Consider the following 14304-nt stretch of genomic DNA (forward strand, 5'->3'; position numbering starts at 1 on the left):
CCGAGATCGTGCTGGAGGGCCACGTCCACCTGGACGAGTACGCCGACGAAGGCCCCTACGGGGACCACACGGGCTACTACAACAGCGTCGAGAAGTTCCCGGTCTTCGAGATCAGCGCGATCACCATGCGGCGCGACCCGATCTACCTGACCACCTTCACCGGCCGCCCGCCGGACGAGCCCAGCGTGCTCGGCGAGGCGCTGAACGAGGTCTTCATCCCGCTCCTGCGCCAGCAGTTTCCGGAGATCACCGACTTCTGGCTGCCGCCCGAGGGCTGCAGCTACCGGATCGCCGTGGTCTCCATGAAGAAGGCCTACCCCGGCCACGCCAAGCGCGTGATGATGGGCGTCTGGAGCTACCTTCGGCAGTTCATGTACACCAAGTGGGTGATCGTCGTGGACGACGACATCGACGCCCGCGACTGGAAGGACGTCATGTGGGCGATCTCCACCCGCATGGACCCGGCCCGCGACATCACCGTCGTGGAGAACACCCCCATCGACTATCTGGACTTCGCCTCGCCGGAGAGCGGCCTGGGCTCCAAGATCGGCCTCGACGCGACCAACAAGTGGCCGCCGGAGACGAAGCGCGAGTGGGGCGAGAAGCTCGGCATGGACCGGGCGGTGGTCGACGCCGTCACCGAGAAGTGGGCCCGCCTCGGCCTGCCCGGCGGCGGCCGGCCGGTGGACTGAGCTTGCGCGGTCGTCCGAAGCGCGCGCAACTGGCGCTCCTTTGGGGAGGAACGGCATGGACGTGACGGCGTCGGCGCAGGCCGCTGCGCTCTGGGTCGGGCTGCACCTCATCCTGCTGCTCGTGCTGTCGGTGCTGGTCGTGCGACAGCGCCGGCTGCACGGCGTGGTGTTCGGGGACGGCGACGTGCCCTCGCTCATCCAGGCCATCCGCGCCTTCGGCAACGCGACCGAATATGTCCCCACGGGCCTCATCGGCCTGGCCGTGCTGGCCGTCGCCGGCGCCCCGCCGATGGTGGTGCACGTGGTCGGCGTGACCCTGTTCCTCGGCCGCGCGGCCCACGCCTTCGGCCTCTCGCGCAGCGGCGAGGCCTCCCTGCCGCGCAGCATCGGCGTCACCCTCACCTGGCTCGCCTACCTGGCCGCGGCGGTGGCGCTGATCTTCTACGCCATTCCCTGAGCTTGCCCGGGCGGGCGCGCTCCGCCATATGCCCGGGATGGACGAAAACCTGTTGCGAGATGTGGTCGACGCCGCGCTGAAGGCCGGCGCCGACGCGGCCGAGGCCGTCGGCGCCGAGCGGCGCGCCCTGTCGATCTCCGTGCGCCTGGGCGACCTGGAGGAGGTGGAGCGCGAGGAATCCCGCGACCTCGGCCTGCGGGTGTTCGTCGGCCGCCGCCAGGCCACCGTCTCCGGCTCCGACGTCAGCCCCGAGGCCCGCGCCAAGCTCGTGGAGCGCGCCGTGGCCATGGCCCGCCTGGCGCCCGAGGACCCCTACGCCGGCCTCGCGGACCCGGACCGGCTGGCCCGCGGCGAACTGCCCGACCTCGATATCTACGACCCCGCCGAGCCCTCGCCCGAGACCCTGGAGGAGCGCGCCCGCCTCGCCGAGGCCGCCGCCCGCGCCACGCCGAAGGTGACCAACTCCGACGGCGCCTCGGCCTCCTGGTCGACCTCGCAGTGGCGGATGGTGACCTCCGGCGGCTTCATGGGCCTGCACCGGGCCTCCGGCTTCTCCATCGGGGCCAGCGCCATCGCCGCCGACGAGGCCGGCATGGAGAACGGTTACGAGGGCCGCTCCGTACGCTGGCAGTCCGACCTGCCCTCCCCCGAGGCGATCGGGGCGGAGGCGGGCCGCCGGGCGGCAGCCCGGCTCGGGGCGCGCAAGATCGACTCCACCACCGCCCCGGTGATCTTCGAGAACCGGCTGGCGGCGTCGCTGCTGGGCCCTCTGGTCGGCGCCATCTCCGGCCCCTCGATCGCCCGCGGCACCTCCTTCCTGAAGGACCGCCTCGGCCAGCCGGTGTTCGCGAAGGGCGTCTCGGTCGTCGACGACCCGCACCGGCCGCGCGGCCTGGGCTCCGCACCCTTCGACGACGAGGGTGTGGCCAACCAGCGCCGGGCGATCATCGACGACGGCGTGCTGACCACCTGGCTGCTGAACTCCTCGTCGGCCCGCCAGCTCGGCCTCACGACCACCGGCCACGCCTCGCGCGGCCTCGCCGGCCCGCCCGGCGTCAGCCCCGCCAACCTCACCCTGGCGCCCGGCGAGCGGGGCCAGGCGGCCCTGATCCGTGACGCCGGCCGCGGCCTCCTCGTCACCTCCATGTTCGGGCCCTCCCTGAACGGCAACACCGGCGACTGGTCGGTGGGCTGCTCCGGTTTCTGGTTCGAGGACGGCGAACTCGCCTATCCGGTCACCGAGATCACCGTCGCCGGCAACCTGATCGACATCTACGGCCGCCTCGTGCCCGGCTCCGACCTGGAGATCCGCGGCGCCACCAACGCCCCCTCGCTGCTGATCGACGGCCTCGCCATCGCCGGCCGATGACGGCGGCCAACGACCTCGCCCTGATCCTGGAGGCCGCCCGCGAGGCCGGCGAACTGGCCCACGACCTGCGCGCCCGCGGCCTGGAGGTCGAGTACAAGGCCGGCAATTCGCCGGTGACCAACGCCGACCTCGCCGCCGACGCCCTGCTGCGCGAGCGCCTGGGCGCCGCCCGCCCCAACTACGGCTGGCTCTCGGAGGAGACGGCGGACGATGCCGCCAGGCTGGCCTGCCGCCGACTCTTCGTGGTCGACCCGATCGACGGCACGCGGGCCTTCCTCAACGACCGGCCGTGGTGGGCGGTCTCCATCGCCGTGGTCGAGGACGAGCGGCCGATCGCCGGCGTCGTCTTTGCGCCGGAGGTGGGCGAGACCTACGCCGCCAGGGCCGGCCATGGCGCGACGCTGAACGGACGGCCGATCTCCACGAGCGCCACCTGCCGGCTCGAGGACTGCGCCATGGCCGGCGACCCGCGCCTGTTCCCGCACCCGAGCTGGCCGATCCCGTGGCCGCAGATGCGGGTCGAGCAGCGCAATTCCACCGCCTACCGCATGTGCCTGGTGGCCTCCGGCGCCTTCGACGCGGCCGTGGCGCCGGTGCCAAAGCACGACTGGGACGTCGCCGCCGCCGACCTGATCGCCTCCGAGGCCGGCTGTTTCGTGGGCGACCACACAGGCCACGGCTTCCGCTACAACGGGCCCGCGCCCGTGCAGCCCAGCCTGATCTGCGCCACGCCCGGCCTCGCCCCATTGATCCTGGAGCGCGTCCGGCATATCGCGACGGCAAGCTGATCCAGCATTCCCGTTCCCAAGGTTACCAGATGCCCGACAAGCAGCTTCTGCACCTCGTCATCGGCGGCGAGCTCAAGTCCCTCGAAGGCGCGCCCGAATTCCGCGACCTCACCAAGGTCGACCTGGTCGGCGCCTTCCCCAGCTACCAGGACGCCATGCGCGCCTGGCGGGCGAAGGCCCAGGAGACGGTCGACAACGCGCTCATGCGCTACTTCATCATCCACGCCCACCGGCTGCTCGACCCCGGCGCCGACGCCGAGGACCACGAGCACTAGGACGCAGGCGGCGTCAGGCGCGGTCGAGTTCCTCGACCAGCGCCCCGTCGCGCCAGACCTCGACCTTTCGGGAGCTCAGGTGCTCGCGGAGCAGCCTCGCGGCGTGGCTGCGCACCCTGTCGAGGTCGTCCGCGGCGTAGACGTCCACGAACGAGGCGACGCCGTCCGCGCGCACGCAGAGCAGCGTGTAGAAGTCTTCCCGGCTTTCGAGTGTCCCCGCGGCGTCGTCCATGGGCCTTATGCTCGCACGGAGGATATCGGAAGTCTGTCGCCTCTCCGACTTTTGATCGCTCATTCGCGGCGCAGCAGCTTCTCGGTCAGCACGCTGCCTAGCATGCCGGCCCGGAACTTGGCCTTCATGCCGGCGGGGTCGTACATCGGGCTCTGCACCCACTCCAGGAAACTCATCCCGGCGGGCTCGCCCTCCTCCAGGTAGCGCTCGAAGGTGTAGTCCAGCACGCCGGTCTTGCCCTGCTTCACGTGCAGGTAGCGAAGGTGCAGCTGTTCCATGGCCTCGCGGATCGTCCGGCCCTTCCGGAAGTGCATGTAGAGCACGCTCATGATGCCCGCCCGGTCCGCGCCGGACTTGCAGTGCATCAGGGCCGGGTACTGGATGGTCTCGAACAGGCGCTTGGCGCCCAGCACCCGCTCGCGGCTCGGCACCTCGCGCGAGGTGATGGTGAAGTCGACCATGTCGAGGCCGAGCTTCGCGCAGGCGTCCTTCTCCAGCGCGTGGAAGCTCGCATCGAACCCGCCGCGCAGGTTGATCACGGTCCTGATCCCGCGGTCCTTCCAGGCCTTCAGCTGGTGCGGCCAGGGCTGGTTCGCCCGCACCAGCTCCTCGCTGATCCAGTGGGCGTTGGAGAAGCCCAGCCGCAGGTAGGCGTGGTCGCGCCACAGATAGTCGGCATAGGCCCGGATCCGGCCGCCGGCGGAGGAGAGGTCGAAGCCGTTCGGGACGGGATCGGAGGTCATGGCCGCTTAACTAGGCGTTCGCGCGCCGCTGCGGAAGCGTGTGGTGGAGGGTGGCGTGCCGCGCCGCCCGCTTGACACCGACCCCGCATCGGCCGACCCCTCGGCCATGAGCGCGCCCGCCCCGCCCGAGCTCCCCGCCCGCGCCCTGGTGGGACGTGTGTGGCGCGTCTACATGGCGCCACGGTGGAAGGGCTGGGTCACCGCCCTGGTCGCCGCCATCGCCGTCGCCGTCTTCTCGGCCGAGCTGATCCGCGTGCTGGAGCCGGCGGTCAACGACCTGATGGTCAACCACAAGCCCGGCGCCCTGGTCGCCCTGCCGGTGACCATCGCGCTCCTGGCGCTCGGCCGCGCCGTCGCCCAGATGATCCAGGCGTCCCTCGTCAACCGCATCGGCAACGGCGTCGTGGGCGACATCCAGGTGCAGCTGTTCGGCAAGCTGGTCCGCGCCGACCTCGCCCGGCTGCGCAGCCAGCACTCAGGCGCCTACGTCTCCTCGGTGCTCTACGACGCCGGCCTGATCCGCGAGGCCGCCACCGCGGGCGTGATCAACTACACCCAGCACCTGCTCACCGTGATCGGCGCGATCACGGTGATGGTCTCCAATGACATGACCCTGTCGCTGGTGCTGATCGCCGCCCTGCCGCTCTCCGGCTGGATCATGCGCCGGTTCTCCAAGCGCACGACGAAGGCGGCCAAGGGCGCCATGGCCGAGACCTCGGCGCTCTCCACGGCGATCATGGAGAGCCTCGACGGCATCCGGGTGGTGAAGATCGAGAACCGCGAGGCCTACGAGGAGGCGCGGGTCGCCGAGGTGGTCCGCCGCCGGCAGAACCACCTCGTGAAGGGCGCCAACGCCCGCGCTCGGGCCGCGCCGTCAACCGAACTGGTCATGACCCTGATCACCGCCGCGGTGATCGCCTACGCCGGCTGGCGATCGCAGGCCGGCGGCATGACGGTGGGCGCCTTCGTGGCCTTCATCGGCGCCCTCGGCCTGGCCTCCCAGTCGCTGCGCCAGCTCGCCAACCTGCAGACGGTGATGGCCGAGGGCATGTCCGCCGGCCGCCGCCTGTTCGCGGCGCTCGACGTGGAGCCGGAGGTGCGCGAGCAGCCCGGCGCCAGCCCGCTCCCGCGCTCGGAGGGCACGATCCGCTTCGAGGGCGTGGGCTTCTCGTACGGCGACGGCACGCCGGCGCTGTCCGGGATCAGCTTCGAGGTGCGCCGCGGCGAGACCGTCGCCCTGGTCGGCCCCTCGGGCGGCGGCAAGACCACCATCCTCAACCTGATCCCGCGCTTCTACGACCCTACCGAGGGCCGGGTGCTGATCGACGGGCGCGACGTCCGCGACGTGCGGCTCTCGTCCCTGCGCGACCAGATCGCGCTCGTGACCCAGGAGCCCTTCCTGTTCGACGACACCATCCGGGCCAACATCTGCTACGCGCGGCCGGACGCCACCGCGGCGGAGGTCGAGCAGGCGGCCCGCGCCGCCGCCGCGCATGAGTTCATCGAGGCCCTGCCCCACGGCTACGACACCACCGTCGGCGAGGCGGGCGCCCGGCTCTCCGGCGGGCAGCGGCAACGCATCGCCATCGCCCGCGCCTTCCTGAAGGACGCCCCTATCCTGCTCCTCGACGAGGCCACCAGCGCGCTGGACACCGAGAGCGAGGCCCAGGTGCAGGCGGCGCTGCGGCGCCTGATGGCCGGGCGCACCACCCTGCTGATCGCCCACCGCCTCTCCACGGTGCGCGGCGCCGACCGGATCTACGTCATCGACCGGGGCCGCATCGTCGAGACCGGGGACCACGACACCCTGATGAAGAAGCGCGGCCTCTACGCGCGACTGGCCAGGACCCAGGACCTGGAGGCGGAGACCGCCGCTTGAAGACGCTGCTGCGGAGCGATGGCGTCCAGGCCGTCCTGGGCTGGGTGCTGGGGACCTACCTGCGGATCGTGCTGCACACCGTCCGCTGGCGGCACGAGAACGTCGCCTGCGTGGAGCCGGTGCTGGCCGGCGACAGCGGCGCCGTCGCCCTGTTCTGGCACGGCCGCATCCCCATGGGGCTCGCCACCGCGCCGCAGTGGTGGCGCAAGCGCACCCGGGCCTTCGTCTCCCCCTCGGCCGACGGGGAGTTCATCGCCCGGGCCCTGGCCATGTCCGGCTTCCCGGCGATCCGCGTCTCTTCGGCCAAGAAGGGCGACTCGGCCAAGGCGCGCCAGGCGGTGGCGGCGCTCCGCGCGGCGGTGGCGTGGGTGTCCGGGGGCGGGGCGCTGGTGGTCACACCCGACGGTCCCCGCGGGCCGAACGAGGTGATCGCGCCGGGCGCCCTGCAGATCGCCCGGCGGTCGGGCCAGCCGGTGTTCCTCATGGGCATCGCCGCCAATCCCGCCTGGCAGCTTGAGAACACCTGGGACAAGGTGATGTTCGCCGCCCCCTTCGGCCGCGGCGCGGTGGTCTGGGACGGCCCGCTGTTCGTGCCCGCCGACGCCGACGAGGCCGCCATCCAGGCGCTGATCGCCGACTGGTCCGCCCGCCTGTCGGCCGCCACGCGCCGGGCGGAGGCCCTGGTGGGCCGCGCGCATTGATCGGCGCGCCCGCCGGTGAGACATAGGCCCCGATGGCCCGGGCGCACGACCATGATCACCACGATCACCACGACCACGCCCACGGGCATGGCCATTCGCACGGCCACGCGCACGGTCATTCCCATGGCCACCATCACCACGTCCCCGCCGACATGGGCCGGGCCTTCGCCATCGGGGTCGCGCTCAACACCGTCTTCGTCGTCGCCGAGGCCGCCGCCGGCGTCTGGGCGGGCTCCATGGCGCTGCTGGCCGACGCCGGCCACAACCTCTCCGACGTCCTGTCGCTGATCCTGGCCTGGGGCGCGGCGGTGCTGGCGAAGCGCGCCCCGGCCGGGCGGCGCACCTACGGCCTGCGCAAGGCGACCATCCTGGCGTCGCTCGCCAACGCCGTCCTGCTGCTGGTCGCCGTCGGCGCCATCGTCTCCGAGGCCATCCATCGGCTGCGCGAGCCGGCCGACATCCAGACCGGCGTGGTCATGGCGACCGCGGCGCTTGGCGTGGTCATCAACACCGCCACCGCCCTGCTCTTCCTGCGCGGCCACGAGGACCTCAACGTCCGCGGCGCCTTCCTGCACATGGCCGCCGACGCCGCGGTCTCGCTGGCCGTGGTGGTGGGCGCCCTGGCGATCATGTGGACCGGCCTGCTCTGGATCGACCCGGCGCTCAGCCTGCTGATCGTGGCTGTGATCCTGCTGGGCACCTGGGGCCTGCTGCGCGATTCCGTCGACCTGGCCCTGGACGCCGCGCCCAAGGGCATCGACGTGGGCGCCGTGCGCGACTGGCTGGCCGGCCTGCCCGGCGTCCAGGAGGTCCACGACCTGCACATCTGGGCCATGAGCACCACCGAGACGGCGCTCACCGCCCACGTCGTCCGGCCCGCGAACGGCGACGGCGACGCCTTCCTGCACCTGGCCTGCGAGGGGCTGCACGAACGGTTCAACATCGGCCACGCCACCCTGCAGGTGGAGACCGACGCCGCCCACGCCTGCCGCCTGGCCCCCGCCGAGGTGGTGTGACGAAGGTCCGCCCCACCCTGCCGCTGGCCCTCTACCGGTCCGCGACGGGCCTCCTCCAGCCGCTCGCGCCGGCCGTGCTCCGCCGCCGCGCCGCCCGCGGCAAGGAGGACCCGGAGCGGCTCGGCGAACGCCTCGGACGCGCCGGCCGCCTCCGGCCCGACGGCCCGCTCGTCTGGCTGCACGGGGTGAGCGTCGGCGAGACCCAGTCGCTGCTGCCGCTGGTGGACGCCCTGCGGCGGCGCCGGCCGGGCGCGACCCTGCTGGTCACCTCCGGCACGGTGACCTCCGCCGCCCTGCTCGCGCGGCGCCTGCCGGCCGGCGTGATCCACCAGTTCGCGCCGGTCGACACCCCGGACGCCGTGCGCCGCTTCCTGGACCACTGGCGGCCCGACCTCGGTCTCTTCGTCGAAAGCGAGATGTGGCCCAACCTGATCGCCGCGGCGCGAGCGCGCGGCGTCCGGCTGGCCCTGCTGTCGGCGCGGATGACCGAGGCCAGCGCCCGGCACTGGTCCCGCACGCCGGGCAGCGCCCGCGCCCTGCTCGGCGCCTTCGATCTCGTCCTGCCGCAGGACGAGGCCACCGAGACCCGGCTGGCCCGCCTGGGCGCAGCCGTGGGGCCGCGCCTGAACCTGAAGCTGGTGGGCGCGCCCCTGCCCTTCGACCCCGCCGAACTGGCCCGCCTGCGTGCGGCGGTCGGCGCCCGCAAGGTCGTGCTCGCCGCCAGCACCCATCCCGGCGAGGAGGCGCCGGTCGCCGCCGCCGTCGCCCGCGCCGCCCCGGACCAGGCGCCCCTGCTGGTGCTCGCGCCACGCCATCCTGACCGCGCTGGGGAGATCTCCCGGGAGTTCGCCGGGCGACGGCTCGCGCGACGTTCGCTGGGCGAGCCCCTAGCGGCCGACACCGAGATCTACCTCGCCGACACCCTGGGCGAGCTGGGCCTGCTGTTCGAGCTCGCCGACGTGGTGGTGATGGGCGGAGGCTTCGTCCCCGGCATCGGCGGCCACAATCCGCTTGAGCCGGCCCGCCACGGCCGGCCGATCCTCACCGGTCCGCACGCCTTCAACGCCGCCGACGTCTACCGGGAGATGTTCGCCGAGGTGGCCGCCATCGAGGCCCTCGACTTCGACGCCCTGGCCCGCCACCTGGCCGGCCTGCTGGCCTATCCCGCCATCGCGCGCCGGATCGGCGAGGCGGCGCTTGGCTACGCCGAGCGGCAGGGGCAGGCGCTCGACGCCGCCCTCGCCCGCCTAGACCCCCTGCTGCCCGCATGAAGCTCGGGACGCCCCGCTGGTGGTATGCGCGGGACCGGCGGGTCATGCCGGTGGCGCGGGCGCTGCTCACGCCGCTCTCCTGGATCTGGGCGGCGGCCACCGCGCGGCGGATCGCCGGGACTGAGCCCGCAGACCCCGCCGTCCCCGTGATCTGCGTCGGCAACCTCACCATGGGCGGCGCGGGCAAGACGCCGGTGGTGCGCGAGGTGGCCCGTCGCCTGGCCGGACGCGGCCGGGCGGTCCACCTCCTTTCGCGCGGCTACGGCGCGCGGCTCGCGGGTCCGGTGCGGGTCGACCCGGGCGTCCACACCGCCGCCGACGTCGGCGACGAGCCTCTCATGCTGGCGCGCGACTTCCCGGTCTGGGTGGCCCGCGACCGGGCGGCGGGCGCCGCCGCCGCCGCGGCGGCGGGCGCTGAGGCCGTGGTCATGGACGACGGCCACCAGAACCCGTCGGTGCGCAAGGCCCTCTCCCTCGTGGTGGTGGACGGCGAGACGCGCGGCGAGGAGTGGCCGTTCGGCGACGGCCGGGTGTTTCCCGCCGGCCCCATGCGCGAGCCGCTCGCCCGGGGGCTCGCCCGCGCCGACGCCGCCGTGATCCTGCTGCCCGCCGACCTGCCGCAGGCCGCCCCCGACCTCGTGCGCGCCCTCGATGCGGTTCCCGTCCTCGCCGCGCACCTGCAGGCCGCCGTCGCGCCGCCGCCGGGGCGGCAGCTGGGCTTCGCGGGCGTCGGCAAGCCGTGGAAGGTGGAGCGGGCGCTGCAGGCTGCCGGCTGCGACCTCGCCGACTTCGCCCCCTTCCCCGACCACTTCGCCTATGACGAGGCGACGCTCCGGCGCCTCGCCGACCGCGCGGCCCAGTTCGGCGCTGGCCTGGTCACCACCGAGAAGGACTGGGTCCGCCTGCCGCCCGCCTGGCGCGCGCGGGTCGTCGCCTGGCCGGTCCGCGCCGCGTTCGACGACGAAGCCGCCCTCGACGCCCTGCTGGCGAGGATCGGGCTCTAGGCGGTCGCGCCGGCCTTTTCAGCGTAGGCCCAGCTCATCTTCGCCAGCGCCTCGACCCGCGGCGCCATGTTGGCCGCGTCCGGGTGGTTGGCGGTGCCGTCGCGAACCCGTCCGAGGATTCCTTGCAGGATGCCCACCAAGCGGAAGGCGTTGTACGAGAAGAACCAGTTGAGATCGTGGATCCCGGTGCGGCCGGTCAGGCTGCAGTAGTATTCCACCGCCTCGTCGAGGGTCGGGATGCCGTGGGCCTTGAGGTCCGGGATCGTCGAGATGGTCCCGTTGATCCAGTTCATCAGCACATAGGTGAAGTCGGCCAGCGGCTCGCCCAGCGTGCCGAGCTCCCAGTCCAGCACCGCCACCACCCGCGGCTCGGTCGGGTGGAAGATCATGTTGTCGAGGCGGTAGTCGCCGTGGACGATCGACGTCCGCTCCTGGGCCGGAACGGTCTTCGGCAGCCACTCGATGAGCCGTTCGACCTCCGGGATGTGGACCGTCTCGGAGGCCTTGTACTGCTTGGTCCAGCGGTCCACCTGCCGGGCCATGTAGTTGCCCGGCTTGCCGTAGTCCTCGAGGCCGATGGCCACGTAGTCGGTGTTGTGCAGGTCGGCGAGCGTCTTGATCTTCGCCTTGAAGATCGCGTTGCGCTCGGCCGGCTGGCACTGCGGCAGGCTCTGGTCCCAGAGCACCCGCCCCTCGACCATGTCCATCACGTAGAACCAGGTGCCGATGACGCTGTCGTCGGTGCACAGGCCGTAGGGCCTAGCGACCGGGAAGCCGGTCGGATGCAGCGCGCTGATCACCCGGAACTCGCGGTCCACCGCGTGCGCCGACGGCAGCAGCTTGCCCGGCGGCTTACGGCGCAGGACGTACTTCTTGCCGGGGGTGATCAGCTGGTAGGTCGGGTTGGACTGGCCGCCCTTGAACTGGCGCACCTCCAGCGGACCCGCGTAGCCCTCGACGTTCGCGTGCATCCAGCGCTCGAGCGAGGCCTCGTCGAAGCGGTGGGAGTCCGCCACCGGCTTGGTGCCGGTGTTGGCCTGCTCCCGCGCCTGCTCGGCGGCGAGGTCCGTGGTGACGGCCATGGCGCTCCCTCTCTCTTACGCTTGTTTGAATCCACCTTATCGGGGCGCGGGCAATGGCGGCAAGGCGCTACCTCGAAAGCGCGCGCCAGCCGATGTCGGTGCGGTGGAAGCCTTCAGGCCAGTCGATGGCCGCCACGGCGCCATAGGCCCGCTCCCGCGCCTCGGCGAGGTCGGCCCCCACCGCGCAGACGTTGAGCGCCCGGCCCGAGCCGGCCCTGAGCAGCCCGTCCTCGCCCTGCGAGGTGCCGGCGTGGAACACCACCACGTCGGGGCCGAAGTCCCGGTCGGCGCCGCGGATCACGCTCCCGGCCTCGGCCTTGCCCGGATAGCCCTCCGTCGCCAGCACCACGCAGACCGCGTGCTCGTCGCGCCAGCGCGGGGCCGGCATCTCGTGCAGCCGGCCGGTGGCGCAGGCCATCAGGTAGGGGACGATGTCGCTCTCCAGGCGCAGCATCAGCACCTGGCACTCCGGGTCCCCGAAGCGGGCGTTGAACTCCACGAGCTTCGGCCCGTCGCGGGTGGCCATCAGCTCCACGAACAGCACGCCGCGGTAGGGCGCGCCCTCCCGGGCGATGCCCCTGAACGCCGGCTCCACCAGCCGCTCGCGGACCTCCTCCACCAGGTCCCAGGTGAACACCGGCGCCGGCGAATAGGTGCCCATGCCGCCGGTGTTGGGCCCCTCGTCGCCGTCGAAGGCGCGCTTGTGGTCCTGGGCCCAGCCGAACACCATCGACGAGCGCCCGTCGCCCAGCGCGAACAGCGAGCCGATCTCGCCCTCCAGGTACTCCTCCAGCACGATGGTCTGGCCGGCCGAGCCGAAGCCGCCGCCGAAGGCGTCGTCGATCGCCGCCTCCGCCGCCGCCCGATCCTGGGCGATGACCACCCCCTTGCCCGCCGCCAGGCCGTCGGCCTTGACCACATAGGGCGGCGCGAAGCCGTCCAGCGCCGCCTTCGCCGTTGGCGCGTCCTCGCAGATCCGGTAGCGGGCCGTCGGAATGTGGTGGCGCTCGGCGAAGGCCTTGGTGAAGGCCTTGGAGGATTCCAGCCGCCCCGCCGCCGCCGTCGGTCCGAAGCAGGGGATGCCCGCCTCTTGCAGCGCGTCGGCGAGGCCCGCCTCGATGGCCAGCTCCGGCCCGATCACCACCAGGTCGGCGGCCATCTCCTTGGCGAACTGGACCAGCCGCGCCACCTCGGTGGGCTTCCACTCCGCCAGCTCGCAGACCTTCGCCATGCCGGGATTGCCCGGCGAGGCCACCAGCCGCTTGACCAGCGGCGACTGCGCGATCTTCCACGCGAGCGCATGTTCGCGCCCGCCCGAGCCCACCAGGAGGATGTTCATGGACCGGCGCTTTCGCCCGCGCCGGCCCTGCGGTCAAGGATCAGGCGTCGACGTCCAGCGAATAGCCCGCCGAACGCACCGTCCGGATCGGATCGCCGCCGTCCGACGCGCCCAGCGCCTTGCGCAGCCGGCCGATGTGAACGTCCACCGTGCGGGCCTCGACGTAGACGTCCGAGCCCCACACCGCGTCCAGCAGCTGCTCGCGCGAGAACACCCGGCCCGGGTGCTGCATGAAGTGGTCGAGCAGGCGGAACTCGGTGGGGCCCAGGTGGACCTCCTTGCCGCTGCGCTTCACCCGGTGGGCCACCCGGTCCATGACGATGTCGCCGCAGCGCACCCGGTCCTCCGCCAGGCCCGGCCGCAACCGGCGCAGCACCGCGCGGATCCGCGCCGCCAGCTCGGTCATCGAGAAGGGCTTGACCACATAGTCGTCGGCGCCGGTGTCGAGCCCGCGGATGCGGTCGGTCTCCTCGCCGCGGGCGGTCAGCATGATGATCGGCACGTTGCGCGCCTCGGGCCGCTGGCGGATCCGCCGGCAGACCTCGATCCCCGAGACCTTCGGCAGCATCCAGTCGAGCACGATCAGGTCGGGCAGCCGCTCGTCCACGAGCAGCAGGGCCTCCTCGCCGTCGCCGGCGACGGCCACGTCGTAGCCCTCCTTCTCGAGGTTGTACTGCAGGAGGGTGGAAAGGCTGTCCTCGTCCTCCACCACCAGGATGTGCGGCTGCAACGGCGTCTCTCCGTCAGGCTTTCGGCGTCTAGGCTTTCAGGGCGTCGGTCTTGGGCCTGGCCTGGATCATCTCCTCGCCGGTGATCTCGTAGGAGACCATCTCGGCGATGTTGGTGGCGTGATCCCCGATCCGCTCGAGGTTCTTGGCCACGAACAGCATGTGGGCGCAGGCGGTGATCGTGCGGGGGTCGCCCATCATGTAGGTGAGCAGTTCCCGGAACAGGCTGTTGTAGTGCTCGTCCACCTCGTCGTCCTGCGACCAGACGGCGAGTGCGCGCTCGAGGTCGGAGCGGGTGTAGGCGTCCAGCACCGCCTTCAGCCGGGTGATCACCAGCTTGCCCAGCCGCTCCAGCGACCGGCTCAGCGGGGTCATCGGCTCGGACTCGACGATCACCAGAGTCCGCTTGGCGATGTTCTTGGCCAGGTCCCCGGTGCGCTCCAGCTCGCCTGCGATCTTCATCGCCGCCACCGTGCGGCGCAGGTCGTTGGCCATCGGCTGGCGCAGCGCGATGAGCCGGATCGCCTTCCGCTCGATGTCCAGTTGCAGATGGTCGAGCTGCTCGTCGCGCTCCACGAGGGAGGCGGCCAGGCCCTGGTCGCGCTTGACCACCGCCTGGATGGAGTCGGCCACCTGCGCCTCGGCCAGCCCGCCCATCCGGGCGCACTCGGCGGTGAGCGTGTTCAGCTCGTCTTCGAAGGATTTGACGATGTGCTCGTGCATGGCGC

General features: G+C 72.4%; 16 protein-coding genes. 10 read left to right on the plus strand and 6 right to left on the minus strand.

Annotation, left to right across the window (positions count from 1 at the left end; translation table 11 throughout):
- The 5 genes from V7Z97_RS09985 to V7Z97_RS10005 form a co-directional block, all read left to right on the plus strand.
- Positions 1-692, plus strand: a 692-nt coding sequence (locus V7Z97_RS09985) for a UbiD family decarboxylase (RefSeq protein ID WP_334163183.1), incomplete at its 5' end; no start/stop codon positions are given.
- 55 nt (positions 693-747) lie between these two features.
- Positions 748-1149: an MAPEG family protein gene (locus tag V7Z97_RS09990; protein WP_334163184.1), complete on the plus strand. Its 402-nt coding sequence runs from the start codon at positions 748-750 to the stop codon at positions 1147-1149.
- A gap of 37 nt (positions 1150-1186) precedes the next feature.
- Complete coding sequence (locus tag V7Z97_RS09995) at positions 1187-2518, plus strand: TldD/PmbA family protein (RefSeq protein WP_334163185.1); 1332 nt, start codon at positions 1187-1189, stop codon at positions 2516-2518.
- Positions 2515-3306, plus strand: a complete 792-nt coding sequence (locus V7Z97_RS10000; RefSeq protein ID WP_334163187.1) for a 3'(2'),5'-bisphosphate nucleotidase CysQ — start codon at positions 2515-2517, stop codon at positions 3304-3306. Before V7Z97_RS09995 ends, V7Z97_RS10000 begins: the two co-directional genes overlap by 4 nt.
- A gap of 29 nt (positions 3307-3335) precedes the next feature.
- The gene (locus V7Z97_RS10005; RefSeq protein WP_334163190.1) at positions 3336-3581 is read left to right on the plus strand and encodes a DUF4170 domain-containing protein; all 246 of its coding nucleotides are present in this window, start codon (positions 3336-3338) and stop codon (positions 3579-3581) included.
- A gap of 13 nt (positions 3582-3594) precedes the next feature.
- On the opposite strand, the gene V7Z97_RS10010 is transcribed toward V7Z97_RS10005, so the two are convergent.
- The gene (locus V7Z97_RS10010) at positions 3595-3813 is read right to left on the minus strand and encodes a hypothetical protein (protein WP_334163192.1); all 219 of its coding nucleotides are present in this window, start codon (positions 3811-3813) and stop codon (positions 3595-3597) included.
- Positions 3814-3872: 59 nt separating this feature from the next.
- Positions 3873-4556 carry a fused DSP-PTPase phosphatase/NAD kinase-like protein gene (locus V7Z97_RS10015; protein WP_334163193.1) on the minus strand — a complete coding sequence of 228 codons (684 nt, stop codon included), beginning with the start codon at positions 4554-4556 and terminating at the stop codon, positions 3873-3875.
- A 106-nt stretch (positions 4557-4662) separates the two neighbouring features.
- Between V7Z97_RS10015 and V7Z97_RS10020 the strand changes: the two genes are divergently transcribed.
- From V7Z97_RS10020 to lpxK, 5 genes are read left to right on the plus strand one after another with little or no spacing between them, the layout of a single operon-like run.
- Positions 4663-6435 (plus strand): ABC transporter ATP-binding protein, encoded by a 1773-nt coding sequence (locus tag V7Z97_RS10020; RefSeq protein ID WP_334163310.1) that lies wholly within the window; start codon positions 4663-4665, stop codon positions 6433-6435.
- A complete protein-coding gene (locus V7Z97_RS10025) occupies positions 6432-7136 on the plus strand; it encodes a lysophospholipid acyltransferase family protein (RefSeq protein ID WP_334163195.1) in 705 nt (234 codons plus the stop codon). Before V7Z97_RS10020 ends, V7Z97_RS10025 begins: the two co-directional genes overlap by 4 nt.
- Before the next feature lie 32 nt (positions 7137-7168).
- Positions 7169-8152, plus strand: a complete 984-nt coding sequence (locus V7Z97_RS10030; RefSeq protein WP_334163197.1) for a cation diffusion facilitator family transporter — start codon at positions 7169-7171, stop codon at positions 8150-8152.
- Complete coding sequence (locus tag V7Z97_RS10035; RefSeq protein WP_334163198.1) at positions 8149-9423, plus strand: 3-deoxy-D-manno-octulosonic acid transferase; 1275 nt, start codon at positions 8149-8151, stop codon at positions 9421-9423. Before V7Z97_RS10030 ends, V7Z97_RS10035 begins: the two co-directional genes overlap by 4 nt.
- The gene (gene lpxK / locus V7Z97_RS10040; protein ID WP_334163200.1) at positions 9420-10427 is read left to right on the plus strand and encodes a tetraacyldisaccharide 4'-kinase; all 1008 of its coding nucleotides are present in this window, start codon (positions 9420-9422) and stop codon (positions 10425-10427) included. The genes V7Z97_RS10035 and lpxK overlap by 4 nt, the downstream gene beginning before the upstream one ends.
- Here the strand turns inward: lpxK and V7Z97_RS10045 are convergent.
- From V7Z97_RS10045 to phoU, 4 genes are all read right to left on the minus strand, one after another.
- Complete coding sequence (locus V7Z97_RS10045; protein WP_334163202.1) at positions 10424-11509, minus strand: phosphotransferase family protein; 1086 nt, start codon at positions 11507-11509, stop codon at positions 10424-10426. The genes lpxK and V7Z97_RS10045 overlap by 4 nt on opposite strands.
- Before the next feature lie 67 nt (positions 11510-11576).
- Positions 11577-12848, minus strand: a complete 1272-nt coding sequence (gene purD, locus V7Z97_RS10050) for a phosphoribosylamine--glycine ligase (protein WP_334163204.1) — start codon at positions 12846-12848, stop codon at positions 11577-11579.
- Positions 12849-12888: 40 nt separating this feature from the next.
- The gene (gene phoB / locus V7Z97_RS10055; RefSeq protein ID WP_334163206.1) at positions 12889-13578 is read right to left on the minus strand and encodes a phosphate regulon transcriptional regulator PhoB; all 690 of its coding nucleotides are present in this window, start codon (positions 13576-13578) and stop codon (positions 12889-12891) included.
- Between the two features lie 28 nt (positions 13579-13606).
- A complete protein-coding gene (gene phoU / locus V7Z97_RS10060) occupies positions 13607-14299 on the minus strand; it encodes a phosphate signaling complex protein PhoU (RefSeq protein ID WP_334163208.1) in 693 nt (230 codons plus the stop codon).
- Between the last annotated feature and the right edge of the window lie 5 nt (positions 14300-14304).

It is taken from the genome of Phenylobacterium sp. (assembly GCF_036821595.1).
Taxonomy (GTDB): domain Bacteria; phylum Pseudomonadota; class Alphaproteobacteria; order Caulobacterales; family Caulobacteraceae; genus Phenylobacterium.

What these genes read in the sequence shown, in the direction of transcription:
- V7Z97_RS09990 (WP_334163184.1), top strand. Translation starts at nt 748, where the DNA reads ATGGACGTGACGGCGTCGGCGCAGGCCGCTGCGCTCTGGGTCGGGCTG.
- V7Z97_RS09995 (WP_334163185.1), top strand. Translation starts at nt 1,187, where the DNA reads ATGGACGAAAACCTGTTGCGAGATGTGGTCGACGCCGCGCTGAAGGCC.
- V7Z97_RS10000 (WP_334163187.1), top strand. Translation starts at nt 2,515, where the DNA reads ATGACGGCGGCCAACGACCTCGCCCTGATCCTGGAGGCCGCCCGCGAG.
- V7Z97_RS10005 (WP_334163190.1), top strand. Translation starts at nt 3,336, where the DNA reads ATGCCCGACAAGCAGCTTCTGCACCTCGTCATCGGCGGCGAGCTCAAG.
- V7Z97_RS10010 (WP_334163192.1), bottom strand. Translation starts at nt 3,813, where the DNA reads ATGGACGACGCCGCGGGGACACTCGAAAGCCGGGAAGACTTCTACACG.
- V7Z97_RS10015 (WP_334163193.1), bottom strand. Translation starts at nt 4,556, where the DNA reads ATGACCTCCGATCCCGTCCCGAACGGCTTCGACCTCTCCTCCGCCGGC.
- V7Z97_RS10020 (WP_334163310.1), top strand. Translation starts at nt 4,663, where the DNA reads ATGAGCGCGCCCGCCCCGCCCGAGCTCCCCGCCCGCGCCCTGGTGGGA.
- V7Z97_RS10030 (WP_334163197.1), top strand. Translation starts at nt 7,169, where the DNA reads ATGGCCCGGGCGCACGACCATGATCACCACGATCACCACGACCACGCC.
- lpxK (WP_334163200.1), top strand. Translation starts at nt 9,420, where the DNA reads ATGAAGCTCGGGACGCCCCGCTGGTGGTATGCGCGGGACCGGCGGGTC.
- V7Z97_RS10045 (WP_334163202.1), bottom strand. Translation starts at nt 11,509, where the DNA reads ATGGCCGTCACCACGGACCTCGCCGCCGAGCAGGCGCGGGAGCAGGCC.
- purD (WP_334163204.1), bottom strand. Translation starts at nt 12,848, where the DNA reads ATGAACATCCTCCTGGTGGGCTCGGGCGGGCGCGAACATGCGCTCGCG.
- phoU (WP_334163208.1), bottom strand. Translation starts at nt 14,299, where the DNA reads ATGCACGAGCACATCGTCAAATCCTTCGAAGACGAGCTGAACACGCTC.